Raw genomic sequence first — 24,129 nt, forward strand, 5'->3', positions numbered from 1 at the left:
AATACCATAAAATTGAGAATTGAGATTTCATTCTATGATAAAATTACCGTTATGATAAATTATTCAAATTGACGACCATCTGCTGAGATCGCGCAAACCATATTACTGTCCATAGACCAAGACGCTGTCGATGATACAACAAAGACAAGCCAGCTGCTGCTCGGCGAAAAAGAAAAATCACTAGAATTGACCGCAATGATTTTCGAACCGTTGCTTGATATCTCATTGGGTAGGCCATGCAACCTGCCATACCGTCAAAAAATCCATTAATCATATTAGCAATTCCTTGACCCCTAGCTTTCCGATTTTCATCCGGGAAATTGGTTGCTTGAACAACTAATATATGAAGAAAAAACTGTATCGAATAAGGATAGAGTTTCGCTTTAATCACTTTACGTAGTATAGCGGTGATTATAATAAATATTTTTTAATATCTTCAACAGTCGGAACTCTTCCCATTACTTTTATTTGTTCATCAATAATAAGAGCGGGTGTACTCATGACACCATAGGCCATGATATCCTGGATATTTCCAACTTTTTCAAAGCTGGATTCAATCCCTAATTGCTTTACCGCTTCTCTAGCATTAGCCTCTAATTTCTTGCAGTTTGAACAGCCTGGTCCTAGAATTTTAATGATCATTTTTATCAATCTCCTCTTTTTAATTGATGTTTTCAATTACATGATTAAGTAGCCAAACGCATTAAAAGCATATCCGATGATAAGTATTCCTATGGTCACAATCCCTATGAATACTACAAGCAGCTTTGTTTTAACTACTTTTTTTAACATAATCATAGATGGAAGAGATAAGGCTGTAACAGCCATCATGAAAGAGAGCGCGGTTCCAATACCTACCCCTTTTAATACTAAAGCCTCAGCAATGGGTAGAGTTCCAAAAATATCAGCATACATGGGAACACCTACTACAGTTGCTAATAACACGGAATACCATTTATCTTGACCCAACCCTGCAGAGATGATATTTTCCGGTATCCAGTTATGAATGGCAGCACCAATGCCAACTCCAATCAGGATATATAACCAAACTTTTTTTATGATCTCCAGTACTTGATCCTTGCTTATATTTACTCTATCCCTAGTTGTAAGTGCCTCTTGATCGGTATCAATCAATTTATTGCTATACACAAAGGGCTCAACATATTTCTCAAGTTTTGCTTTGCTTATAATGGTGCCTCCTATTACAGCGAGAATAAGTCCAACGATTACATAAGCTATCGCAATTTTCCAATTGAATATGCTGGCGAGCAAAATGACAGATGCCAGATCCACAAGCGGGGAGGAAATTAAGAACGAAAATGTAACCCCTATCGGAAGTCCTGCACTGGTAAAACCTATAAAAAGTGGTATCGAAGAGCATGAGCAAAAAGGTGTTATCGTTCCTAATAAAGCTCCTAATATATTGGCTGTTATACCGTTGAATCTCCCCAGTATCTTTCGAGTTCTCTCGGGAGGGAAGAAGCTTTGTACATAAGAGATGAGGAAAATTAGTACGGATAACAATATGAAGATCTTAACAACGTCATATATGAAAAAATGAATGCTGCCTCCCAATCTTTCCTGGAGCTTCAAGCCAAATATTTGTTCTACTAACCGTTTAACCAGATTCGAAAGCCACTGCATTTTGAGCAATTGGTTGTTTAGCCATTCGAATATCCATGACAATATATTCAAAAGCTCATCTCCTTGGATTTCTCCTTCTATTCAAGATACCCTTCTATGTTTGCGGCTAAAGAAAATATAGTGAACTTTTTTTCTTTTCTAGACAGGATAACACCTCCACGCTCCAAGATCTGCAAATGATGAGTCAATGTAGATGCAGGAATCCCCAAGCCTGAGACTAACTCACACAAACAAGTTTCTTGAATTTTAAGGATACCTATAATCTTCAGCCGGGTTTCGTCTCCCAATGCTTTAAATAGAAGAGCTTTGTTTCTTAATAGATCCTCGTCGTTCAGTATGGGGAGAACAACTAGTGATTGCCTGATTACCTCGCTCATTTCACCATCAGTTCTAGGCTGCCAATCGGTTTTCATATGATTCATTAAAGTATCCTCCATCCATGTAATCATCTATGTTTGAATTATAAAACTAATTTTGTAGTTTTGATGTACGAAATTTCACAATTCACTTATTCTTTTCGGATATTCTTTTCGGAGCTACAATACTAAAAAGACCATTCCCACAAGGAGATGGTCTTTATGATTGTGCATCTTTAGGATTCTACTTAGCTGAATAAAAGCCCTTCAGCACATCACGCATTTCTTGCTTGATGTTGATATCTGGACGCTTTTCTTTTGCCAAGGCTTCCGCCTCATCTACCGTAGAGGCCAAACCCAGCTCCAGCAACAAGCCAGTCGCTACTGTTCCTGTACGGTTGCGCCCACCGGAGCAGTGGAAATATACGGTTTTCCCGCTATTCACAGCTTCTTTAACAGCCTGAATTGCTGCCTGCACAGATGCTTCCTGACCCGCTTCGTCCTCCACAATTGGATAATGATGACGGTTCACCTTATCCGGAAAACCTTCTGCCTTTGTGCCATTATCTCTCAAATCAAAGACATCCGAAATCTCTTGCTCCCCAAGAGCTTCGAGCAAACCATTTTCACCACCGATAAATACTTTACCTTGGACAAGCTCATGATAATTCGCCATTATAATTCTCTCCTATGGATTAGCAGCAATTGCTTCCGCCACTAATAGTTAGTCCTGTACCTTGTTCATCTTTAACAAGATCAAGCGTAATTTCACTAACCAGATCGACCACTTTAACATCTATCGCAACTTCAATCTCATTGATGAGACTCACGGTATCATTCTCTTGCGGTTTCTCAAGTGATAACTGGTAACTAGGTCCACAGCAACCCGCATCGGATGAAGCAAAGCGCAGAGTCGACACTCCCGCTTCTTTCATCATGCTCTCAATAAAATGTCTAGCTTCATCGGTAATAATCATACTCTTTCACCTTTTCTATCTAGAATAGACTTACTTTGTGCAAGGGCCTTTAGCTGTTCGTAACCTGCGATTTCATGCGGCTCCCAGGCAATGATGGCAGCATGGCCGCTAGAGATTTCATTGACTCTCTCAATCCACTCTAACTCAGCGTGGGCACGCCCACTTAAAATGGGGTCCGTTGTTCCCGTAGCTGCAAAACTCTGATTGATGGCCCACCATTTTGTGGAGATGCCAGCGCGCTTCAGGTCACTTTCCAGACGTGAGGCTTCAAAGACAGGTGTAGCCTCCGCTAAAGTGACGATAACAACACTCGTTTCCAACGGATCACGAAGCCTAGGCAGCAAATGTTGGACTGAATCCGGAATCAACCCGGAGGAACGGGCAATTTCCTTGTGATACTCCTGTGTCGCATCCAGCAATAGCAAGGTGTGTCCTGTAGGTGCCGTATCTATCACTACGATCTCTTCCTCCGAACGTTCAACCAAATCCGCAAAGGCCCGGAATACAGCGATTTCCTCTGTGCATGGCGATCTTAAATCCTCTTCGAGAAAGGCTAAACCTTCCTCATCTATGGTGTCAGCACTTTGGCTTATGACTTCTTTCTGGTATTTTTCCAGTTCAACTTTCGGATCGACGCGGCTGAGGGTGATCCGATTCGAATTTTCGCCAAAAATATATTGTAGATTCGCTGCCGGATCGGTTGTACTCAAATGTACGCGGTACCCACGTTCAGCAAGTCCAACCGCAATAGCTGAAGCCACCGTCGACTTTCCTACCCCACCTTTGCCCATCGTAAAGATCACCCGGATACCTTCGGTGTCCAAATCCTCAATCAGGGTGGCCAGTGAAGGGTTAGAAATACCAACATCCACAAGTTGCTGGTTTTCTGTACTACTAAGAGTCGAAGTAAAAAAATTACGCAAGCTTTGAATGCCGGTCACGTTAAAGGGGGCTAGTGGAATGGAGTAGCTTATCATCGCCTTGAGTTCATCCGGCAATTGCTCCAGAGCCTGGTGCTGCCTGTTATAAAATCCTATCGCTACCGGATCTTCTGCCGCGTATGAAGTGAGCACCCCATTAATAACCAATAATTGGTTATTAATGCCTATTTCCTTGAGCTCAGAAGACGCACGAGCCGCCTCCATCAAGGGCGAATGCTCCGGACGGGTGACGAGAATCAGTGTAGTTTGCGCACGATCAGATAAGGTTTGGACCGCTTGGCTATATAGATTTTTTTTGGATTCCAAACCAGCCAAAGGCCCCAAGCAAGAGGCTCCATGTGTACTTTCATCCAAGAATCCGCTCCATGCTGTTGGCAGCTGCAGTAATCGCAAAGTATGACCCGTAGGTGCTGTATCAAACAGAATATGATCAAATTGAGACTTTAAATCTTCATTGGTTAAGAGCGTCGTAAACTCATCAAAGGCCGCAATTTCCACCGTGCAGGCACCGGATAACTGTTCTTCCATGGTGGCAATCACAGAATCAGGCAAAACTCCCCGGTAGGGGGCGACCACTTTCATTTTATACGCTTCTGCGGCCGTCTCCGGATCTAAATTAGCTACAAAAAGTTTGGGAACACCTTCTATAGCAACCGGATGATTGGAGAGCTCCATGCCAAACACATCCTGCAGATTGGACGCCGGGTCTGTGCTGACCAGCAGAACTTTTTTGCCGGAGTCAGCTAAGGCTACAGCTGTTGCACAAGCCGTTGAGGTTTTACCTACGCCCCCCTTGCCTGTAAAGAACAAATAAGGAGTGAGTGTAATGGAGTGTGGATCAAATCGGCTGGACATGTTGACCCTTCTTTCGCTTATTGTGATTTCACTTTTAGTTCCAAGCGGATTCTAGGTTTCATAATAAGTTCGACTGCCGGAATTCCTGTCCATTCCTCTAACTCTTCATTTGAGGGATAGCTTTGTTTCTTAACGACCTGTCCATCCACAATGATTACAGGCAATACATCCGGTCCTTCGTCAGTCAGTAACTGCTTTACAACCTCATTGGCAACAAAAGCCTCAGGCTCATTAGACAAGTTATATCTGGACACATTAATTTCTTTTTTCTTCAGATTATGAACGACTGCAGAGATACGGATTAACTCTGGATCAACGCTCGGTCCGCAAACTCCTGTAGAGCAGCACATAGCCGGATCATAAATTTCGATGGATTTCATCCATAAACTCCCCTTTCTTTCGCAAAAAAAGCCGGGAATCCTCCCGGCTGGATGACCCTTATTCGCCGGTTTCAGCAAATTGTTTAATGCGTGCGCCGACCTGATCACGGACCTGCTGGAACACGGCCCATTTCTCTTCTTCCGTGCCTTGTGCTTTCGCCGGATCATCAAAGCCCCAGTGCTCCCGTTTCACTTGCGGAGGCGTAATCGGACATTTATCAGCAGCATCCCCACACAATGTGATGACCAGATCAGCACTATTCAGCAGGTTAGAATCAATAATATCAGAGGTTTGCCCCGAGATATCAATGCCCACTTCGTTCATGGCTTGTACGGCCTTGGGATTCAGTCCATGGGCTTCAATACCAGCACTGTAAATATTCCAGTCATCGCTTAAATATTTCTTCGCCCAGCCTTCGGCCATCTGGCTTCGGCAAGAGTTTCCGGTGCATAAGAAGTAAATTGTTTTCTTGTCCATGTGTGATGATCTCCTTTAAATTAAAAGATGGTTAACCTGATATAGAGTCCCAAAAGGGTGATAAATAGTGTAGGAATAGTCAATATGATGCCTGTTTTAAAATAGGTACCCCAAGAGATCTTCACGCCTTTGGATGACAGGACATGAAGCCATAACAACGTGGCAAGCGAACCAATGGGGGTAATCTTCGGCCCTAAATCCGAACCGATCACATTCGCATAAATTAAAGCTTCCCTAACGATTACGCTAGTATGTGTAGCATCGATGGCCAGTGCATCAATCATGACTGTAGGCATATTATTCATCACCGATGAGATAATGGCGGCAATAAAGCCCATGCCCATCGTTGCCGCAAATAGACCTTGATCAGCAACTACCTGAATCACGTCTGCCAAGACATCCGTAAGACCCGCATTGCGAAGTCCGTAGACCACGACATACATACCAATGGAGAAGAATACAATCGCCCAAGGTGCTCCTTTGATGACTTCCCTTGTCTGTACCGCAGGACTTCGTTGCGCCATCAGCAAGAAAAAGATGGCGATGATCCCGGCTACTACGGAAACAGGAATGTTCAGGAACTCACTGACAAAGTACCCAATCAGCAGAACCGCCAGCACAATCCAGGATAACTTAAACATCTTCTTGTCCTTGATGGCCTCTGCAGGATTCTTTAGCTGCGAGCTGTCAAACTGCCTCGGGATACTTTTACGGAAGAAGAAATACAGTACCAGAATACTCGCAACTAGTGAGAACAGTGTTGGTATAAGCATGTGACCTGCATATTCCATAAAGGTGATGCCGAAGAAGTCAGCGGATACAATATTAACCAGATTGCTGACCACAAGCGGTAATGAAGTCGTATCGGCAATAAATCCACTGGCAATAATGAACGGGAATACTTTTTTCTCATCAAATTTCAGCGCCCGCACCATGGCAAGCACAATCGGAGTCAGGATAAGCGCCGCTCCGTCATTGGCGAAAAAGGCGGCCACAACTGCTCCAAGAACGGTAACATAGATAAACATCCGAATCCCATTTCCACGAGCAGCTCTGGCCATATGTAGGGCAGCCCATTCGAAAAATCCAATTTTATCGAGGATCAAGGAAATCAGAATGATCGCCACAAACGCCAACGTAGCATTCCACACAATCAGTGTGACATCCAGGACATCCTTGAAGTTGACTACACCGACGAGCAGTGCAACTACCGCACCGATGCAGGCAGACCATCCAATGGATAAATTCCGCGGTTGCCATATGACGAAGATTAACGTAACAACAAAAATCAAACTTGCTAATAGTACCGAAACCACTCCGCTAACCTCCAGTTAATCGCATGAAATTCTCAGACCTTTTTTATCGAGCTCTTCCAATTCATGATCTTGTGAAGGAACGAAGGCGATTAATTTTTGAATTAATTCATTCTGCATACTGTTAGGATTAACCGAATAAAAAATCCACTGGCCTTTTCGATGCTCTTTAACCAAACCAGCATCCTTTAGTTTCCGCAAATGCTGGCTAACGGATGGTTGGCTCGTTTTGAAAATCTCAACAAGCTCGCATACACAGCATTCCTGCTTCTCCAGCAGCTTCATCATTGTCAGCCTTGTTTTATCTCCTAACAGCTTCAACGTCTGTGATACTTCGTCTAAATCATCCAAAGCAAAGCTCATGTTTCGTCCCCCTTTCACTTAATCATTATATAACTATATGCTTATATAATCAAGCGCTAATATATCCATTTTTGTATGGAATTCACCGTTTAATCACAAGCAGCTTCAATATAATTTTTTTTCAGCAGTGAGAGTAGGGTTTGAGTATCTGGTAATTCATTAAGAACAACTTGTATATAGGGTTTATCCTCTACGTTTAAGGAGTAATATACCCACTGCCCGCGTCTCGTTTCATTGACAACACCCTGAGCTTTTAACTTTCTTAAGTGTTGGCTCACGCCAGGCTGAGACATATTTAAGATCTCCACTAAATCACATACACACCATTCTTTATCCTTAAGGAGACCGAGTATCGTTAGTCTGGTTTTGTCACCCAATAATTTCAGCTTTTCGGCCATTTCCATGTTGAACATAAGCACAGTCCTCTCAAAGGTACAAACGAAATGAACATTAATACATATAATTATATATTAATGTTCATTTCGTGTTAAATCAAGAAAGGCTGAATGAATTGAAGTCTCTAGTGAAAGATGCTATCCAGATTCACACGATCCGTATTCGATAACCTTTCAATAAACCACTTCATTTTGATATTAATCAAGTCTCTGACTTCACGAAATGCATTCATTACTTCTTCTTCAGAACCCGTTGCTTTTGCGGGATCATCAAATCCCCAATGCACTTTTTTTACTTTTGGAGGAAGCGCCGGGCAATGCTCATCAGCATGTCCGCATAGTGTAATAATGATGTCGGAACGAGCAACGAGAGAAAGAGACACAATATCCGATGTATGATGCATAATGCTTACACCGGCTTCCTCCATTACATGCACAGCTCGTGGATTTAATCCATGCGCTTCAAGTCCTGCACTATGTATCTCAAAACTACCGTTGTAAAGCAAGCTATAATATTGGGCAAATCCTTCAGCCATCTGGCTTCTGCATGAATTGCCGGTACAAAGAAATAAAATTACAATTGAATCTCCCATTGTAATACCTCCCTGTATGCTACTAATTATTCGTTAACGGGTATATTTAACTCCCTAAATAATTCAATAACGTTCAGCCGGATTTCATCACGTGCCGCCCTTACCTCCTCCAGTCGGCCCTGCTGGGCCAAGGGATCGGCAACATTCCATTGTACATTCTTAATGGCAAACGGAACGACAGGGCATTTTTCATTTAATTGTTCGCATAGCTTAACAATTACATTCGATTGCATAAAAGTCTTCATATCAATGGTCTTTGAAATTTCATGTGAAATATCGATTCCAACTTCTTTCATCACTTCAATCGTATACGGATGAACGTCGCCGGTTTCAAGCCCTGCGCTCTCAGCTATAACATTCTCTCCCCCATAATGCTTGGCATATGCCTCAGCAATTTGACTACGGCAGCGATTCTGGATACAAAGAAAATAAAGACGTACAGGTCTGGTTTCCATCTTCTCCACTCCTTCTCATTTATTAATCATCATATAATTAAATAGTTATATGCAGAGTATGATTTGTGTAAACTATTTGTAAAATCCAATTATTCTTAACCAAAACGCCCCATGATGTAATTTTCAGTTCTTTTATCCACCGGCTCTGAAAACAGATCAACCGTTCGTGCAAATTCAATAACTTCTCCACTAAGCAAAAATGCCGTTTGATCGGAAACCCGTGCAGCTTGGGCCAGGTTATGAGTTACCATAACAATGGTATATTCTTTCTTCAGCTCCTTGACCAGTTCCTCAATCTTCTGTGTAGACAGCGGATCTAACGCTGCTGTAGATTCATCCATGAGCAGGATATCCGGATTCACGGCCAAAGCCCGGGCGATACATAGACGTTGTTGCTGCCCCCCGGATAAACTCAGAGCATGTTGCTTCAGATTATCCTTAACTTCATCCCACACGGCTGCCGCACGCAGGCTGTTCTCAACAATCCCGTCCAGTTCCTTCTTCTTTTTTATTCCATGCAGCCTTGGACCATACGCAATATTGTCATAAATGCTTGACGGAAAGGGGTTAGGAAGCTGGAATACCATTCCGACCCGCTTGCGAAGCATTTCCGTACGTACCTCTTTGCCATAGATTGACACCCTTGAAATAATGATGTCTCCTTCTACTTTCATGTGCTGTAGCTGATCATTCATCCGGTTTATCGTCCGCAATAATGTAGATTTACCGCAACCGGAGGGTCCAATAAGAGCAGTGATCGATTTCTCTGGAAAGCCCAAGTTTATATTTTTCAGCGCATGCAGCGCACCATAATACACATTCAGTTTGTCCACTTGGATCACACTAGGTGGGGGCTATTTGACGCTCACCAACAAGCGGCCAACACTATGTCGGAAGGTGCCGAATAGGAGTGCGTCGGGACAGGTCATCGTAGAAGACGAGCCGGGCATCAGATCTGCTTCAGCATGGGGACGTGCGAGCGGCCGTACACGATCGCGTGCAGCCGATCGCCTTTGAACGCGTCGATCGCCCGCGCTCCGACGGGATCGACACTCGGCGCGCACAGAAAGAGGTGACGAACGAATTCGCCACCTCTTATCCCTTATTTATACTGCTCTTTCACCTCAACTAAAACGCCAAGCGCATTTGATGTGTCGAAGTATTCATACGCCTCATAGCCCTTTTCGTGTTTAAAAAGTGAATCAAAGCCTGCATTCTTCATCGTTTCTTCGTCATTTTCTAAAGGTCCGTCCGACAACAAACAAATGGAGCAAATTGACGTGCCATGTTCCTTTAACCAAGCTGCCCAGGGGTCATTATTTCCTAGAGGCTGAATTATTTCAAACCAGAAATTATTGCTGAAAACACTTTCTACCTTCATTGGGGTATCCGTGATGTCGGCACCTTTATACTTCATATAAGCTGTTCTTACCTCTTTATGCTCTGCATGATGCTCTGCAGGCTCTTTCCCTGTGCCTAGCAAAGTTTTATAGGCAGATACTGTTTTTTCTAAATCGTCTGTTACGACAATAACCTTAACGATATTTGTAGATGATAATGTCATTTTTTTCTCCCTTTATATGATCTATTTTTCTTTATTCGATTATCTATTGGTGAAACCGCCGTCGGCAATAATTTCAGCACCTGTCACATAAGAAGATTCGTCGGACGCTAAGAACAAGGCAACCGCCGCAATCTCGCTAGGCTTTCCGATATGCCCTATGGGAAGTTGCGAAACGATTTGGTTTCGTATTTCGTCATCTCCATGTACAAAATCCGTAAACGCCTGTGTTTCCGTTGGACCAGGACTTATAGCATTTGCTCTAATCCCCTTTTCTGCAAGTTCTCCTGTGAACGAACGTGCCATAGATCTGACCGCTGCTTTCGCCGCATTATAGACAATGGCGTTTTTCCCGCCTTGAAAACCTGCAATGGACGATATTAGAACAATTGAAGATTTATCGGACATATAAGGAATTAACTTCTGCACCGTGAAAAAAGCCGAAAAAACATTAAGGTTCATGGTCAAATGAAACTGCTCAGGCGTGACTTCTGGAATCGGGCTTTGCGGTCCGTTACCGACAATCGGTAAAACGGCTTTTAATTTACGGCCTGTTTTTTTAACGGATTCCGCTATTTTTTCTAAATCAATCATGTTGGTGGCATCAACCTTTAGAATGTCAATGACCTGACCGTTTCCCTCGTATACTTTTTTTGCGGCTTCGATATCGTAATCAGCCACAATTAAATCGGCGCCTTCGCTTATGAAACGTTCTGCGATCGCTCTGCCGATTCCATTCGCTGCACCCGTGATAACAACCAATTCTTTATCCAATAATTTTCTCATTCAAAATCCTCCTAAACAGAGCAAGGGTCGCCATGATAACCCATAAGCACTGAATTTATGATAGTTATCATGTTTCTCCATCATATTTAAAATCAAGTTGTCTTCTCATTTCATCCATGATTTTCATCACGGATAATGTGTCTTCCCAAGGCATAACTGAAGATTCAACCTTGCCTTCTAAAAGACACCTTTGCACCTCGGCAGCTTCGAAATGCATGCCGAATAGCCCGTCGCGACCAGCTTCGTAATGTTCATGCGTTTTTGATAGATACTCCAATGTCGAACCGTCATTATAGTAAACAGTGAAGTCCGACGGCCTGTAAAATTGCCTTTGAATTTCGATTCTCCCTTTGGTTCCGCAGATTGCGGCGGTGACAGGAGATGACGCGAGCGAGCCAAAAGCTAGCAACGCAAGTGCGCCTTTGCCATTGCCATATTCGAAAATGGCAGCATCGTTGGAGTCTACGCCTGTTGGCGCCGCGGAGCCGACAGCGATTATTCTCGTTGGGTTTCCGAGCAGAAACTGCACGAAGGAAATCGGATATACGCCCAAGTCTAAAAGAGCTCCGCCTGCAAGCTCGGGTGCATACAAGCGATGTGAAGGATCAAATGGAAAGCACACCCCATGGTCGGCGATGATCTGAACAATGTCTCCTATTTCGCCCCGATCAATCAACTCTTTGACCTTGATGATATGCGGCAGAAATCGTGTCCAATACGCCTCCATAACGAATAGATTTTTCGCTTTTGCCAAATCTATAATTTCCTTCGCCTGCTCATAATTTTGCGTAAATGCCTTCTCGACAAGAATAGGCTTATCGTGTTGCAAGCACTTCATCGCCCACTCATGGTGCTGTGCATGTGGAGTCGCAATATAAATCACATCAATGTCAGGGTCTTCCATAAGCCCTTCGTAAGAACCGTACGCTTTTTTTATTGACGGAAACTCGCGTTGAAAGGCTTGCGCCCTTTGTAAGTCACGGGAACCAACGGCAGCGATGTTTCCGCCGGCTTTGATCACCTGCGAGGAAAAACAGCTTGCGATCCAACCAGAACCGAGGATGCCCCATCTATGCGTATTAGGCATTTTTTCATCTAGCTGAACAGGAAAAGACCTAGCCGGCAAAAATTCTTTTTTGACGTTTTCCATAGATTTCAAAAAATCCTTCCTGTAAAAAATGTTCAAGCATCTCTTTCGCCGAGCGACCAATTTTCAGCGCTGTTCTCCACAACGCAAACTAACATATCATCGCGCCTGACTCCGATGTCGACTAGCCTTTTCGTTAGTTCTTTATATGTTTTTCTCTTTTGCTCAAGCGAAAACATATGAACCATTGTAATTCTTATGATGATCAAATCTTGTCTATCGCGGTTGTCATAAGTCGGAGAAAAAATAATCTCCCCTTCATCATGCGGTCTGAACACTTGGAAAAGATCGGTTGTATCCATGCCTAGGCCCGCAACCAACGAATGATGAATGGCATTCGATATTTCTTTTCCTTTATCTACGAACACCGACCTATTTAAGTCAACTTGAATCAACGGCATAGTGAACTCCTTCTTTTCAATAGTAATCTGCTCTTGTCTCGATTATTTTAAGGCACCAGCACTCATGCCTTTTTCAAAACTCTTCTGCATGAACAAATAAACGATGATAACGGGAATAGCGGTGAGCACGGCTGCCGCTAGGATCTTCGTCTGATCATTCGTAAACTCGCCCTGGAAATATTGCGGAAGCAGCGTTACCGTCTGCATATTCGGGCTTTGCAAGAACAAAAGCGGCAAGAGATACGTGTTCCATGAGTTGATGAGCGTCAAAACAATAATCGATGCCGCAATTGGTCTTGTAAGTGGAAGGATCACATACCAGAATGTCGAAAAAACGCTCGCGCCGTCGATTCTTGCCGCCTCTATCAACTGGTTGGGAATGCCATTGTTAAAATTTCTGGCAAGTAGAATGGTAAATGGCAGTTGCAATGCTGCAGTAGGTAAAATGACGGCCCAAAAGGTGTTAAACATATGCAACTTTTGAAACGTTACGAACAAGGGAGATAACAAAATGACTTCAGGTAAAGTTAACGCAACTAGAATCAACCAGAAGAACACTTCTTTTCCGAATATGCGTAATTTGGCGAACCCGAAACCGGCTGTCATACTGAATATATAAACCAGCACAATGACGCCGGACGAGATGATGAGCGAGTTTCTAAAATAGATTGGAACGACGCCCGTATCCCATACCGCCTTATAATTTAAAAACCCCGTTCCGCCTAAAGAGCCGAGAAACATTTGAACAAGTGGAATCGCATAAGGGATCGTTAGGATAAGGAGAACGATTTGCAATACGATTTTGCTTCTTAAACTCCTCGTTTCGAACATCTTATTTCTCGTCTCCTTTGTTCATCCTATTAATCAGTATTGCACCGCAAATGGCTAGTATAAGGAGCAATACCGATATTGCAGCCGCATAGCCAAGATGAGACTGCCTTATACCCTGTCTGAAAATATACGTCCCTAAAAATTCCGTTGCGTGATTCGGCCCGCCAGTCGTAATCAGGTAAGGAACATCAAACGTTTTCAAAGAACCTATGATCCCAAGCATGGCAAGGGAAACCGTCGTGCTTTTGCAATTTGGCAATACAATGCTCCATAAAGTTCTGAATAAACCTGCTCCTTCTAAGTGCGACGCTTCAAGCATTTCTTTATCGATTTGGCTCATCGCCGCATAATACAGAATGAAACTCATTCCCGTGAACTGCCAAATCGTAACTATCATGAGAATATAAAGCGCCGCATTCGGTTGTGCCAACCAATCGACGGTTATGCCCAAATGAAGCGTGTCAGATAGATCTTGCAGCATTCCCTGAGGCGAGAACAGCAATCGAAATACCGGCGCCATCGTCGCGGGTGCCAAGATGGTCGGTATAAAAATCAAGCACTTGTGCAAGGTCGCCAACTTTACGTTGGAATGTAAAATGGCGGCAAAGATAAAGCCCAAAAAGTTTTGAATTAAAAAGGTGATCAGGAAAAATACGACCGTATTTTTGATCGCTTTCCAGAAAATCCAATCGGAAAATGCCTTACCGTAATTGCTCATCCCCACGCTTGTCTGAATGGGATCAAGCCCGTTCCAATCTAAAGTAGACAATTTGAACGTATAAAATATCGAATAATAGATAAGCCCTGCAACAAAAACAAATGCTGGGAGAATCCACGGAAGTCCGTTCATCGTCGTGGATCTCGATTTATTATTCTTCTCCATGTTTATAGGTCTCCTAAACTCTAAATAATAGGGGCACTAGTACTCTCTCAACACTAATGCGCCCTATTCAACATCCTGTTCGCTTAACGACCGAAGAACGGGAGCAATTGCGTGCTTTTAATTCCAAAAGCAAGGCTGCGGTCCGATCGATACGGCGCGATTGGTCGAAAGAAACGACTCACGCCGCCCGTAGCTATCAGAATATGATTTCCTACTCGCTATCCGCTTGAGTCTGTGCAAGTTGAGCGGCGCCGTTTGTAGGAGTGATCGTTCCTCCTGCCACGCCGGCCAATACATCCATCAACGCTTGGTTCATATCTGCGTTTATCCCTGCAAAGCGAGGGTTATCGCCGCTATTCATTGCGTTATTCAGATATTCTTTGATGGGTTCGTTTTGTTTTTCAGGATTTACGAGTTTTACATTGTCCCAATCCGGAGTTGCCGATTTCAGGGAAGGAACGACGTTCAAGGAATCCGCAATGATCTGTTGACCGCTCTGAGAGGTTCCGAGCCAAACAGCAAACGTAGTTGCAGCTTTAATATTGCTCGATTTGGCAGACACTGCAGTCGAATAGTCTAAATCGCCGAACATAGATCCCGTATTGCCTGTTCCTGCAATGTCGGGGAATTGAATTGGAATCATTGTGAACGGCTCTTCTGTGGAAGCCGCAGACTCAATGGCAGACTTCATCGCGTCTGGCAAAGCGTTGGATGTATACCAAGAGCCCATCATAACCATAGCAGCCTTCTGAGACATAAATAAATTGTTTGCCTCTGGATATTGTTGAAGACCAAGGGCGCCCTTTTGCATAATTCCGTCATCGAACAACCCTTTCCATAGCTCTAACGCTTTGACGATCGAATCATCGGTCCACTGCACTTCGCCTCTTGTCGCTTTCGTAAAATTACCAGGACTTACATTGTCAGCGATTGCATGAAACGTATCGATGTTAAATGCACCTTGACCTGCTCCTTGCACAAAACCATTGATCCCGTTTTGTTCGAAAATCTCGCAAGCTTTTTTCCACTCGTCAAGATTCGTAGGGATTTTTACATTATATTTATCGAATAGATCTTGGTTAATCCACAGATTTCCCGAATATACCGTTCCGACGCCTAGTGCTTTCAACTGACTGTTGACCGTCATCGTGGTGATTGCTGCCTCGTTGAGCTTGTCTTTATAGTCATCGCCTAACGCCTTTTTGACAGCGTCAGTCAAGTCAATGGCTTGCCCTCCGAAAACTTGGATGCCGCCATTTCCCGAACCCGCCGAAACCTCGAAAGCCTCGACACCCTTGCCATTTGCCAAAGCCGGTTTGAGCGCCGCGTCATAAGCGTCTATCGATGTTTGTTTCCACGTAACTTTGATATCCGGGTATTCTTTGTTAAAAGCTTCAATGTATTTTTCATTGGTCGGGGAACCCGGCGTCCACCCCCACCACACGACTTCGCCTGAAGTTTCGGATGAAGTATCTTTTGTCTCTTTACTGCTGCCACATCCTGTTAGCATTAGCATTAAAGCAACTAAGCCGACAACTACCACTTTTGTTTTTTTCATTTTAATTCCCCCTTTTCATTATTATGCTTGCTATTTATGAACGCTTAGAGCATCATTAGTGACTTTATATACGCGACACTATTCAAATATTGTTCATCTGTATGAAGATGCTCTATGATAAACGGCATATTTTCATCAAAGGATAATCCTTTTTCGATTAGGTGCTTGGTATTTATCCCCCCGTTTTCGGCACTGGTTTCCCTAAAGAACAGCGTATATTCGTCCTCCATCTTGACACCTTTCAGATGGCAACTCTTTATATGCTTGCCTAGTTTCTCGAAGCATTCGCATATAAACTCCTCATTGAAGAAATACCTTCTTGGTGTCGTTATCCAGTTAAAAATGTCCATATGAACCGCGAATCTATCTCTGTCCACAGACTCAAGCAACTCCAGATATTCGTCTGGTCCGGTCGGGAACATCCATGGCATGGACTCGATTGTAAAGCACGTATTTTTAGGGTTTACCTCATCGATGATCTCCTGAATCGTCTTTACAGCCAGTTCCCACGTTTCCTTCGTGAAATTATCTTTATAAGCACCGTCCCAGCGAGAGCCTCTGGCACCAATAATATTCACACAACAGCTGGAACCTATCCGATCAGCAAGTTCAAGCTGCCCGACGGCGTACTTAATAGCCTTTTTACGTGCATCTTCATTTAGATCCAATGTATTGCGCCAAACCCCAACCTCTGCGATCACTAGATTGTTTATTTGGGCTTCTTTAACATACTCGTCGATAAGTGCATCATCATTTTCGCAAGAGAGCGGGAAATTTACAGCTCCAAGTCCTAAGGCTTTATGTTTCATAGCCCATTCCTTTGGACTACTGTGGTTTAATGGCGAAGATGTCCCAAGTCTCATCTTACTTTTTGTAACTCTCGAGGATTTCAATGACACATTTTAGATCTGGAGCATCAAAATAATTATATTCACCGCTGCCATCGCCATAAACGCCTCTTTGAACCAGCTTTAAACCAGCGACTTCAGCACTTGCAATAGCAGTCTTTGAATCCTTAACTTGAAATGCAATGTGATGAATGCCCTCGCCCTTCTCCTCAAGATAGTTTCTCCATGTTGAAGGTTCATCGTTAGGCTGAATCAGTTCAAGCTGTAGTCCCGGACCAACATCAAAGAAAGCCATCCAACAAAATGCATTTGGAGCGGGTTCGCCCTTAAACTCTGTTCCTGTAACCGCATAGTCACCAATAGGTTGCGTCTCAGGAATGTCAACACCTAATAACTCGGCCCACTTTTTCTTTGTTTCCTCCACATCTTTAACGATTAATCCAACCTGTGCCACTAAATTCGTTCCTAGTATTCCAGACATTTGAACTCTCCCTTTCGGATTAAATTTCAATTTGTTTTCCTATCTATAAATTATCAGTTTTACATGCAACACGCTCTTTGAAAATTGTTTATTACCTGTGCATATTTTGTTAAAATTTTTTCTATTGCAGATATTACTCCCGTAAAAACATTGATATAAAAGCATTTTATTCATTTTGTATGCGTTTTCATCTTTTTAACTTATCAAATATTGCTCTTTTACATCGTAAGTGATAGCCTATCCATATCCAAAATGTAATGCTCCCCTTTGTCAAGACACGAATCGAGAGGAAATAAGTTAACTCCTCTCTGGTTTGAAACAGCTCTTCGGGTTTAAGATTGCAAATAAACACGGTCTGGAGAAACTTCATTCAGCGATTGGTGTGGACGTAGACCTTTACGTTCTATGGGTGCATTATAAAACTTCATCAATATAACCAGTCAGGGAGGTTTTCGATTATGCATTTGAATAATTATTTCGAGAGATTGAATTTCAATAATGGAAAAAAAATTAATGTATCAAAGAAAATCGATATCAATTTTTCCTGCAAGATGCATTGGCATCCTTTTATCGAGATACTTGTAAGCCTTTACGATAATAATGAAGTAACGATTAATTACACCAAACATGTTCTTAAAACGAATGACCTGGTCATCATCTACCCTGGTGACTTGCACTCTTTTGATCATATAGATGAAAACGCTTTTATAATCGTTCAATTCCCTCTTGACTTACTGATGATCATGAGTGAATTCAATACAAATATTTCAATTTTTTACCAGTATCATTACATTAAATATGACCCCTCGAATATTGATGCCGATAGAATGATTTTTTTAATCAAACAATTGCCCGCCCTATATGATTCCGACACTCTTTTTAATGAAGTGCGTATCTATTCGCTTCTTCTAGAGTTTTTTGTAATGCTTGGACGATACTGCGTCAATGCGAAGAAAGAAGGTTTCTCAGGGGATGCAAGCACAGATTATAAGTCTACTAAGTTAATGGCGGAGGCTTGCCTTTACATCTCGCAAAACTGCACTAGCCCCCTTACACTCGACGATGTTTCTCATCACACAGGGGTTAGCAAATACCATTTCTCACGTATGTTCAATAAATTTACGAATATGACATTTATAGATTTCCTGACTACCGAACGAATCAAGAGGGCGGAATCTTTGATTCTGAATCCAAACGCGCGTATAACTAATATTGCATTTGACTCGGGATTTTCAAGCGTCTCTTCGTTTAACCGTTGTTTCAAAAAAATAAAAGGGATTTCCCCTAGCGAATTTAGAGAAACGATGATTGATAACGCATTTCAAAGTCATCCATAAGTTAAACAACAAAAGCGTCAAATGCTATACACCTTACGAGAAAAGAAGAACGCCGGCAAGAATGGGCGGAACGGATTCAGCATTACGAAACCAACGGACAGACGATGAAGGCCTGGTGCGACGCGCAAGGCGTGACGAAGGATACGCTCCGTTATTGGCTGCGGAACTTAACGCCTCGCTCCGTCCGTGTCGCCAAGACGGCGCTCGAACCCCGATGTTGACGATCGCGAGCCGGTGAAAAGCCGAGTTTTTAAGTCGAGCGTCCATGGTGTTCGAGAAAGGGACGAGTGAGGTGGACAAACTGAAATATCCCCAAGCAGGCTGAAATTGCCCGGCGCTTAGTGGCTGTCGTTCGCTTGGTCCATCCGACTGAACGAGCGCATCAGTTTCAGCATTTTTTGAAAGAAAATAATCTTTTTAAAATTGGCTTCTGTCAATTACTAAATATTGATCAACGTCATTTTTTTATTCTAAGATTGTTTTCGTCCACAATTCTTTCGGCCAAGTCTAAACCAAATTCTCCATCGCAATATTCACGAAGGTAAAAGTATTCCGAAGTTTAAAAAATTTCTAACTTCCTCTTCTTTAACGATAAAAAAAGGATAAATGCTCAAAACCCTAAATAATTACATTTAATTAACGACATAATTCTCCCCAATATTGCATGCAAAAAAACCATATTGATCACTCTCCTGCTCACTCTAATGCGTATGATATTATTATCATGGAGGGAATTTCCTCTGTTAACTTGATTATCTCTTACACTGATACACAAGGAGTGAATCGACATAATTCCATATAATATCAATATAAAAATGGACTTGCGTAATGACTGGCATAACTTTCTGAAATCACAATTTAAAGCATACCCTTTTTTAAAAAAGGAGGATTACAATGGCTTATCTCTTGATGAAGTTAGTTTAGTCTACTTCAATTGGTCTCGTCTTTTTATTCAGCCAGTTAAAAGAAATGTTCATTACTCCAAAGAATTCAAATGCCCAAAAGCAATCAAAAAAAGGTTAGAGAAGGTAGTTCAAAAAATACAATTGGGTCAGAATTTAATACCGCACCAAACACGCAGCCTGAAAAACCTTTATTTTAAAGACCCCCTCTATTTTGACTGGGGAATTCAACATCTGCATTTAGGAGATACGATTGAAGCAGATGGTTTTGTTAAGCGAGAAAAAACTAATGCTTTAAATGATTATTTACTATACGCGTTTTTTACAGAGCAAGATGCTTTTTTAGTTCAAATCATGGATCACGCTTCATTTAACAAACAAGAATTAGCAAAAATAATTCATCGAAACTGGCCTGAAACAATAGAATGTTATAAAATTAATGGATTTTCACCATCAGCTCCAATTATTACTGATAAAGATATAAATTATTTTAGAAAATCAGGGGCATCAATCTTTATTGAACTTGATGATAATGCCGTTTACGGTCCAATGGGCGGAGGAATTAGTACTAATAGAACTAGCGTAAATGCAATTTACCAAAATGATTATTTCCATTTTAGAATTGATAAAATCAAACAAGAAATTTCTAATAATATCTTTAATTATGCTAATCATGTACGGGAAACTGTAGGTCATTTACCAACTGAGATGGAGTTTATTTTGAATATTGATATCAAAAACAATTTTTCTGTTTACGAAAAAAATTCTAATATTAACTTTCGGTTTGAAGGCTTTTAATTGAAATAGAAGTCACTTAGCCAATCCGATTAAGTTGGCCAATTACTAATACCTATTTCAATTATTACAAATGATAATAAATCACCAAATGGCGCTTAAGCATAAAAGGACTCATCCTAGAATAAAATTTGATGCAATGCAACTGCGCTGGCTTTTATATAATCATCGGATAAGAGAAATTTTCGATTATCGGTGATACCCACTCTCGAATTTATCACGCGAAAAATCCTTCCCGTGCATGGGAAGGATTTTTCAATCAAATATCAGGGCTAATGACAAGTCTGAGCGTACTCCATTTCATAAAATTCCTTATGCAATTAAGTAGTTAAACGATGTGCGAATACCTATGCATTATCACTTTGGAGTTTTAACTTAAGCTCTTCAGTGAATTTATCAAGAGCATTTTGCAACAAAGTAATTACTCCATTTCCTCTATTCAAATATCCAACCCAATCCCCTTGTAGAAAATGATCTCCTTGCGCCAATCGTTCATGAAATATTTCATAATAACTTTTCGAATTATTATTCTTAGCCGTGGTTAAAAGTAACTCCAATTCTTCTACAGACATAATCTGTGGTCTCAATGAAAATAATTGCTCCATGGAGCCTTTCTCGGATTTCATATTTGGCAGAATGTTATTCTCGTAATACCACTTCGTATTGGCCATATATAATTGCTTATAGGTAACAACGGCTGCGATTACTTTCTTATTGTGATGTTCGCCAATAAGAGATTCAAACACTCCGCCGTTAATTAAATTTACCGCTGAACACAGTTGGTCAAATCCATTGCTGATTTTTCGAGATGAATTATCAGATTTCATGGAATTCTCGGTAGCGATGTATGCACTGTATTCGATACCCTTGCATTCAATCAAGAAAATGTAATCATCAAATACCAGCATCACATCACAGATTTTTTTAACAGTCAGATTTCTAAGTTGCTTCTCTGTAAATACATGCTTATGGGGTAAAAACTCCTTAAGCAGAGTGATAATGTATCCCTCAAAGTGATGGCCAAACTCCATTCCAAAGTCGCTTTGGATATCTTTTTTACAGAGATCATAGATCCCGTTAGTCGCTTTTTCCATAAACAATTCTTCATGAACGATTAAATAATCAGTTTCATGGAGTTTAAGCATCGGCTTTTCCACAAATACGCCTTGAAGATATGTTTCGAAAAATAGAGAAAAGGTCTGCCCAACCTTTTCATCAATTTTGCGATTAAATTCTTTGATCTCCACAGGTGAGATGGAATTGAGGTTAAAGAACGAGTTCATGGTATGCCTAGAAGCCAGGCGTTGATACAATTGTAAAAAGCGAGGCAACGGAATGCCTTTACCCTGTTTATATATCACCGATGAGATGGAAAAGCCAATTTGTAGCCATTCTATAAAGGAGATTCCATAGGTATCCATCACGTATTTTTCACTTTTTGGATAATGATTTTCTGTAAATAACAGGATCGCCCTGCCAATGGAATTAACCCCTTGACTACGCTGAGCAAAAAATTGTTGCCGTTGTAGATTGATAAAAAAAGGCTCCACACCATCCTCTTTAGTTAAGAAGTATTCAGCAACGGGGTCAAAATATTGTCTATAATGGTTAAGCACTTGTTGTAACTTTTTCTCAGTCAGGACTTCAGTGCGGTTGGTATTATAAAATCCACAATTGGCTTGAATCGAATGAAGCAGGAAGTGAATGGGATATCTCCCCATCAGACGATGATTTTGAAAAGAGTCATGAATCTTCATTGAAGCTACTTCAGCATACTGATTCGGCGGAAATTTCTTCAGCAGTGATTCAAGACGCTCACGAAATCGCTCTGCTTTGAACTTCATTGAAATTTCATTATCCATGAAGATACACTCCTTATTCAGTTTGCATTCAAACTTTTATAAATTCATATCTGCTATATTTTAATTTAGAAAAGGCTTCTACAAAAGGCATACTAACAGAAAGGGCAAAAGGAACAGACTAATCAATTTCAATTCCTTGAAGAATATATATTGAACAGGAGTTTTCCATTTTTATCTCAAATAAATTACCAAATAACGTATGTTTTTGCTGATCTATCATTAAATTATTTTTGCCGTTCATTTATTTCTCTAATTTCGTTCCTGATTATTAATGACTTAATTCTTTCTCTAGTCCGCTCATAAATAAAATCTTCATCAAAACCTAGTTCTTTAAGGATATAGTATTCAAGAATACTACGAAGTAAATGATATGCTTCTACTAAATCAATTCCTTTAAGAGCTTTTTCTTCTTGTCTTAAATTATAATGAGTATAATAATTTCTAGTGTCCGCAATTACCTTTGGAAAATCTCTGTGCTTTATCCTAGAAGTATAAAAATGAAACTTGAAATCTGCCAATAACAAGTCGGTTATTCTACTTCTCAGCGCAATTCCTTTATGGCTCCCCTCCAGAAGGAATTTTCTATCACTTTCTTTATACACATCAGGTCTAATTGCAATTACCGCTTCAACTCTTATTTTAAAATCCGCCAATGTTCCGTTGCATAAAAATCGGGAATGATAAGTTTCTAATGCCTGAATCATATTAAGAAAATGGCGGCTAGCCGATAATTCCTGATTATACAAATCATCAATATACAACTCGATAACGGGCTCTATGATTGTTGATGCCTTCTGCCAATGTGAAAAGTCGGCTTTTTCAGATAATTCATTTAAATTGAAGAGATATTTCGTATTACTTTCATCACTATTTATTTTAGTTTTATTAAAGTTTCGAGTTAATGCATGAACTACCTCTAAAGGCCTTACTCGGGTTCTCTCATCAGCAAAATCCCATGTGATGGCTGGTGATTCTGCAATCATTTTATCAAATTCGAGTGGTAGGCCTATTGCAATTCCAATAATTCTTTTCATTTTCATAACTATATCTATAAACCAATCCAATGAATGAAGTGAATCAGATTCGACTGTAAGGTATGGAGTTTGCTCCAATACAATTTTTTCTTTCATCAGATTAAAAAGTGGATAATTGTAAGTTAAATAATATGACAGGGTATATTCTTCACATGTATAGATTTCTATTGGGTTTACATTTTTCAATTCAATGAGTACATTAACCTTGCTAGCATCAGGTATAATATAATTTGATACATTACCCCATTCAATTATTTTAGGAATACTGAGTTTTATTTTTGAAAACACTACATTTTCCTTATGATCAAATGAGACACCTTCAATCATATACTTTGCTTGGTATCCGTATATATCTTCAGTGCCAATCTTACTCTGCGTTGATATTCTTGAACAATCAATAAGAGTAATTTTCGCTCCATTAATTGTAGTTCCCTTAATTAAAGATATTTCAAGCGGTAATTCAAAGTAACTTTTAGGGGCACCCTGATTAGGAATTCGAATATAAACAACAATTCCACCCGCATCTCTATTTAAATATAGATCTCCATGGTACTGAGTCATAGCGTCATCAATTGTCCAGTATCCCGTTGCTGTAAAATTAACTTCCATTAACAACCCCCCAATAAAACTATAAGTACCGCTCAAAGAGTTGGATATTAGTTAAACATTAATGTTTTTTCATCACACACTGGGATATCGCACCTGAACAACTCCCAAGTCTTTAGAGCTTGACCTATGCTCCCCTTCAACTCAAGAAACCAACACTGGATGTACTGAGACGGGATGGGGTTTGATATGGTCAAAATCTATTTCCCGATTGCCCCGAGAGACGGAAGCTATTTTTTAGAATTTAGTAAGTGGTACCAACAGATTTCTGAAGTGACTCTATAGTATTAACTCTATGGCCCTTTCTCACCGAAATATTCAACAATGTATCCTTATATTACCATACG

The 24,129-nt window shown here is 41.1% G+C and carries 30 protein-coding genes; 4 read left to right on the plus strand and 26 right to left on the minus strand.

Going from position 1 to position 24,129, the window contains the following annotated elements; genetic code table 11:
* Positions 1-49: 49 nt before the first annotated feature.
* The 21 genes from GJB61_RS31555 to GJB61_RS06955 all read right to left on the minus strand — a co-directional run bounded on the left by GJB61_RS31555 (position 50) and on the right by GJB61_RS06955 (position 14,359).
* Complete coding sequence (locus GJB61_RS31555; RefSeq protein ID WP_229521514.1) at positions 50-391, minus strand: hypothetical protein; 342 nt, start codon at positions 389-391, stop codon at positions 50-52.
* A 20-nt stretch (positions 392-411) separates the two neighbouring features.
* On the minus strand, positions 412-642 hold the full coding sequence (locus tag GJB61_RS06860; RefSeq protein ID WP_154117713.1) for a thioredoxin family protein: 231 nt from the start codon (positions 640-642) through the stop codon (positions 412-414).
* A gap of 36 nt (positions 643-678) precedes the next feature.
* A complete protein-coding gene (locus GJB61_RS06865; protein ID WP_338115692.1) occupies positions 679-1,695 on the minus strand; it encodes a permease in 1,017 nt (338 codons plus the stop codon).
* 26 nt (positions 1,696-1,721) lie between these two features.
* Positions 1,722-2,066: an ArsR/SmtB family transcription factor gene (locus tag GJB61_RS06870; RefSeq protein ID WP_229521515.1), complete on the minus strand. Its 345-nt coding sequence runs from the start codon at positions 2,064-2,066 to the stop codon at positions 1,722-1,724.
* A gap of 178 nt (positions 2,067-2,244) precedes the next feature.
* Complete coding sequence (locus GJB61_RS06875) at positions 2,245-2,676, minus strand: protein-tyrosine phosphatase family protein (protein WP_154117714.1); 432 nt, start codon at positions 2,674-2,676, stop codon at positions 2,245-2,247.
* A 19-nt stretch (positions 2,677-2,695) separates the two neighbouring features.
* Positions 2,696-2,977, minus strand: coding sequence for an iron-sulfur cluster assembly accessory protein (locus tag GJB61_RS06880; protein ID WP_154117715.1), 282 nt, complete (start codon positions 2,975-2,977; stop codon positions 2,696-2,698).
* Positions 2,974-4,773: an arsenical pump-driving ATPase gene (gene arsA / locus GJB61_RS06885; protein ID WP_154117716.1), complete on the minus strand. Its 1,800-nt coding sequence runs from the start codon at positions 4,771-4,773 to the stop codon at positions 2,974-2,976. Before arsA ends, GJB61_RS06880 begins: the two co-directional genes overlap by 4 nt.
* Positions 4,774-4,790: 17 nt before the next feature.
* Positions 4,791-5,153 (minus strand): arsenite efflux transporter metallochaperone ArsD, encoded by a 363-nt coding sequence (gene arsD, locus GJB61_RS06890; RefSeq protein ID WP_154117717.1) that lies wholly within the window; start codon positions 5,151-5,153, stop codon positions 4,791-4,793.
* 58 nt (positions 5,154-5,211) lie between these two features.
* Positions 5,212-5,631, minus strand: coding sequence for an arsenate reductase (thioredoxin) (gene arsC, locus GJB61_RS06895; protein ID WP_154117718.1), 420 nt, complete (start codon positions 5,629-5,631; stop codon positions 5,212-5,214).
* Between the two features lie 20 nt (positions 5,632-5,651).
* Positions 5,652-6,947 carry an arsenic transporter gene (locus tag GJB61_RS06900; RefSeq protein WP_338115693.1) on the minus strand — a complete coding sequence of 432 codons (1,296 nt, stop codon included), beginning with the start codon at positions 6,945-6,947 and terminating at the stop codon, positions 5,652-5,654.
* Positions 6,948-6,962: 15 nt separating this feature from the next.
* The gene (locus GJB61_RS06905) at positions 6,963-7,307 is read right to left on the minus strand and encodes an ArsR/SmtB family transcription factor (protein WP_154117720.1); all 345 of its coding nucleotides are present in this window, start codon (positions 7,305-7,307) and stop codon (positions 6,963-6,965) included.
* 89 nt (positions 7,308-7,396) lie between these two features.
* Positions 7,397-7,711: an ArsR/SmtB family transcription factor gene (locus tag GJB61_RS06910; RefSeq protein WP_154118159.1), complete on the minus strand. Its 315-nt coding sequence runs from the start codon at positions 7,709-7,711 to the stop codon at positions 7,397-7,399.
* A gap of 116 nt (positions 7,712-7,827) precedes the next feature.
* Positions 7,828-8,295: an arsenate reductase (thioredoxin) gene (gene arsC / locus GJB61_RS06915; RefSeq protein ID WP_154117721.1), complete on the minus strand. Its 468-nt coding sequence runs from the start codon at positions 8,293-8,295 to the stop codon at positions 7,828-7,830.
* 26 nt (positions 8,296-8,321) lie between these two features.
* Positions 8,322-8,750, minus strand: a complete 429-nt coding sequence (locus GJB61_RS06920; RefSeq protein WP_154117722.1) for an arsenate reductase ArsC — start codon at positions 8,748-8,750, stop codon at positions 8,322-8,324.
* 95 nt (positions 8,751-8,845) lie between these two features.
* Positions 8,846-9,592, minus strand: a complete 747-nt coding sequence (gene pstB, locus GJB61_RS06925) for a phosphate ABC transporter ATP-binding protein PstB (protein ID WP_338115694.1) — start codon at positions 9,590-9,592, stop codon at positions 8,846-8,848.
* Positions 9,593-9,852: 260 nt separating this feature from the next.
* Positions 9,853-10,314 (minus strand): VOC family protein, encoded by a 462-nt coding sequence (locus tag GJB61_RS06930; RefSeq protein WP_154117723.1) that lies wholly within the window; start codon positions 10,312-10,314, stop codon positions 9,853-9,855.
* Positions 10,315-10,353: 39 nt separating this feature from the next.
* The gene (locus GJB61_RS06935) at positions 10,354-11,097 is read right to left on the minus strand and encodes an SDR family NAD(P)-dependent oxidoreductase (protein ID WP_154117724.1); all 744 of its coding nucleotides are present in this window, start codon (positions 11,095-11,097) and stop codon (positions 10,354-10,356) included.
* Between the two features lie 67 nt (positions 11,098-11,164).
* The gene (locus tag GJB61_RS06940; protein ID WP_195724259.1) at positions 11,165-12,247 is read right to left on the minus strand and encodes a Gfo/Idh/MocA family protein; all 1,083 of its coding nucleotides are present in this window, start codon (positions 12,245-12,247) and stop codon (positions 11,165-11,167) included.
* 32 nt (positions 12,248-12,279) lie between these two features.
* A complete protein-coding gene (locus GJB61_RS06945; protein ID WP_154117726.1) occupies positions 12,280-12,645 on the minus strand; it encodes a tautomerase family protein in 366 nt (121 codons plus the stop codon).
* Between the two features lie 42 nt (positions 12,646-12,687).
* Complete coding sequence (locus GJB61_RS06950; protein WP_154117727.1) at positions 12,688-13,476, minus strand: carbohydrate ABC transporter permease; 789 nt, start codon at positions 13,474-13,476, stop codon at positions 12,688-12,690.
* 1 nt (position 13,477) lies between these two features.
* Positions 13,478-14,359 (minus strand): carbohydrate ABC transporter permease, encoded by an 882-nt coding sequence (locus tag GJB61_RS06955; protein ID WP_154117728.1) that lies wholly within the window; start codon positions 14,357-14,359, stop codon positions 13,478-13,480.
* 56 nt (positions 14,360-14,415) lie between these two features.
* Here GJB61_RS06955 and GJB61_RS31560 point away from each other — a divergent pair, with 56 nt between their 5' ends.
* Positions 14,416-14,589, plus strand: a complete 174-nt coding sequence (locus tag GJB61_RS31560) for a hypothetical protein (RefSeq protein ID WP_229521516.1) — start codon at positions 14,416-14,418, stop codon at positions 14,587-14,589.
* Here GJB61_RS31560 and GJB61_RS06960 read toward each other — a convergent pair.
* The 3 genes from GJB61_RS06960 to GJB61_RS06970 are packed head-to-tail and all read right to left on the minus strand — an operon-like array spanning position 14,571 to position 17,246.
* Entirely contained in the window at positions 14,571-15,917 is a 1,347-nt protein-coding gene (locus GJB61_RS06960) for an ABC transporter substrate-binding protein (RefSeq protein WP_154117729.1), read from the minus strand. The two genes, GJB61_RS31560 and GJB61_RS06960, sit on opposite strands and share 19 nt — an antisense overlap.
* 44 nt (positions 15,918-15,961) lie before the next feature.
* Complete coding sequence (locus GJB61_RS06965; RefSeq protein WP_229521517.1) at positions 15,962-16,726, minus strand: sugar phosphate isomerase/epimerase family protein; 765 nt, start codon at positions 16,724-16,726, stop codon at positions 15,962-15,964.
* Between the two features lie 55 nt (positions 16,727-16,781).
* On the minus strand, positions 16,782-17,246 hold the full coding sequence (locus GJB61_RS06970) for a VOC family protein (RefSeq protein WP_154117731.1): 465 nt from the start codon (positions 17,244-17,246) through the stop codon (positions 16,782-16,784).
* A gap of 458 nt (positions 17,247-17,704) precedes the next feature.
* On the opposite strand from GJB61_RS06970, the gene GJB61_RS06975 reads away from it, so the two are divergent.
* From GJB61_RS06975 to GJB61_RS06980, 3 genes are all read left to right on the plus strand, one after another.
* A complete protein-coding gene (locus GJB61_RS06975; RefSeq protein WP_154117732.1) occupies positions 17,705-18,583 on the plus strand; it encodes an AraC family transcriptional regulator in 879 nt (292 codons plus the stop codon).
* A 26-nt stretch (positions 18,584-18,609) separates the two neighbouring features.
* Entirely contained in the window at positions 18,610-18,804 is a 195-nt protein-coding gene (gene tnpA, locus GJB61_RS32515) for an IS66 family insertion sequence element accessory protein TnpA (protein WP_420819735.1), read from the plus strand.
* A gap of 594 nt (positions 18,805-19,398) precedes the next feature.
* A complete protein-coding gene (locus GJB61_RS06980; protein WP_154117733.1) occupies positions 19,399-20,283 on the plus strand; it encodes a hypothetical protein in 885 nt (294 codons plus the stop codon).
* 344 nt (positions 20,284-20,627) lie between these two features.
* Here GJB61_RS06980 and GJB61_RS06985 read toward each other — a convergent pair whose 3' ends face one another.
* Together GJB61_RS06985 and GJB61_RS06990 are read right to left on the minus strand one after the other, a co-directional pair.
* A complete protein-coding gene (locus GJB61_RS06985) occupies positions 20,628-22,142 on the minus strand; it encodes a hypothetical protein (RefSeq protein ID WP_154117734.1) in 1,515 nt (504 codons plus the stop codon).
* A 224-nt stretch (positions 22,143-22,366) separates the two neighbouring features.
* Positions 22,367-23,785: an ApeA N-terminal domain 1-containing protein gene (locus tag GJB61_RS06990; protein ID WP_154117735.1), complete on the minus strand. Its 1,419-nt coding sequence runs from the start codon at positions 23,783-23,785 to the stop codon at positions 22,367-22,369.
* Positions 23,786-24,129 lie beyond the last annotated feature (344 nt).

This window comes from Paenibacillus monticola, from assembly GCF_009664975.1.
In the GTDB taxonomy this organism is placed as follows: Bacteria; Bacillota; Bacilli; order Paenibacillales; family Paenibacillaceae; genus Paenibacillus_AQ; species Paenibacillus_AQ monticola.

Bases quoted from the DNA above. Each gene is read 5' to 3' on its own strand.
- GJB61_RS06860 (WP_154117713.1), bottom strand. From the start codon at position 642: ATGATCATTAAAATTCTAGGACCAGGCTGTTCAAACTGCAAGAAATTA.
- GJB61_RS06870 (WP_229521515.1), bottom strand. From the start codon at position 2,066: ATGAATCATATGAAAACCGATTGGCAGCCTAGAACTGATGGTGAAATG.
- GJB61_RS06875 (WP_154117714.1), bottom strand. From the start codon at position 2,676: ATGGCGAATTATCATGAGCTTGTCCAAGGTAAAGTATTTATCGGTGGT.
- GJB61_RS06880 (WP_154117715.1), bottom strand. From the start codon at position 2,977: ATGATTATTACCGATGAAGCTAGACATTTTATTGAGAGCATGATGAAA.
- arsA (WP_154117716.1), bottom strand. From the start codon at position 4,773: ATGTCCAGCCGATTTGATCCACACTCCATTACACTCACTCCTTATTTG.
- arsD (WP_154117717.1), bottom strand. From the start codon at position 5,153: ATGAAATCCATCGAAATTTATGATCCGGCTATGTGCTGCTCTACAGGA.
- arsC (WP_154117718.1), bottom strand. From the start codon at position 5,631: ATGGACAAGAAAACAATTTACTTCTTATGCACCGGAAACTCTTGCCGA.
- GJB61_RS06905 (WP_154117720.1), bottom strand. From the start codon at position 7,307: ATGAGCTTTGCTTTGGATGATTTAGACGAAGTATCACAGACGTTGAAG.
- GJB61_RS06910 (WP_154118159.1), bottom strand. From the start codon at position 7,711: ATGGAAATGGCCGAAAAGCTGAAATTATTGGGTGACAAAACCAGACTA.
- arsC (WP_154117721.1), bottom strand. From the start codon at position 8,295: ATGGGAGATTCAATTGTAATTTTATTTCTTTGTACCGGCAATTCATGC.
- GJB61_RS06920 (WP_154117722.1), bottom strand. From the start codon at position 8,750: ATGGAAACCAGACCTGTACGTCTTTATTTTCTTTGTATCCAGAATCGC.
- GJB61_RS06930 (WP_154117723.1), bottom strand. From the start codon at position 10,314: ATGACATTATCATCTACAAATATCGTTAAGGTTATTGTCGTAACAGAC.
- GJB61_RS06935 (WP_154117724.1), bottom strand. From the start codon at position 11,097: ATGAGAAAATTATTGGATAAAGAATTGGTTGTTATCACGGGTGCAGCG.
- GJB61_RS06940 (WP_195724259.1), bottom strand. From the start codon at position 12,247: ATGGAAAACGTCAAAAAAGAATTTTTGCCGGCTAGGTCTTTTCCTGTT.
- GJB61_RS06945 (WP_154117726.1), bottom strand. From the start codon at position 12,645: ATGCCGTTGATTCAAGTTGACTTAAATAGGTCGGTGTTCGTAGATAAA.
- GJB61_RS06950 (WP_154117727.1), bottom strand. From the start codon at position 13,476: ATGTTCGAAACGAGGAGTTTAAGAAGCAAAATCGTATTGCAAATCGTT.
- GJB61_RS06955 (WP_154117728.1), bottom strand. From the start codon at position 14,359: ATGGAGAAGAATAATAAATCGAGATCCACGACGATGAACGGACTTCCG.
- GJB61_RS31560 (WP_229521516.1), top strand. From the start codon at position 14,416: ATGCGCCCTATTCAACATCCTGTTCGCTTAACGACCGAAGAACGGGAG.
- GJB61_RS06960 (WP_154117729.1), bottom strand. From the start codon at position 15,917: ATGAAAAAAACAAAAGTGGTAGTTGTCGGCTTAGTTGCTTTAATGCTA.
- GJB61_RS06965 (WP_229521517.1), bottom strand. From the start codon at position 16,726: ATGAAACATAAAGCCTTAGGACTTGGAGCTGTAAATTTCCCGCTCTCT.
- GJB61_RS06970 (WP_154117731.1), bottom strand. From the start codon at position 17,246: ATGTCTGGAATACTAGGAACGAATTTAGTGGCACAGGTTGGATTAATC.
- GJB61_RS06975 (WP_154117732.1), top strand. From the start codon at position 17,705: ATGCATTTGAATAATTATTTCGAGAGATTGAATTTCAATAATGGAAAA.
- GJB61_RS06980 (WP_154117733.1), top strand. From the start codon at position 19,399: ATGGACTTGCGTAATGACTGGCATAACTTTCTGAAATCACAATTTAAA.
- GJB61_RS06985 (WP_154117734.1), bottom strand. From the start codon at position 22,142: ATGGATAATGAAATTTCAATGAAGTTCAAAGCAGAGCGATTTCGTGAG.
- GJB61_RS06990 (WP_154117735.1), bottom strand. From the start codon at position 23,785: ATGGAAGTTAATTTTACAGCAACGGGATACTGGACAATTGATGACGCT.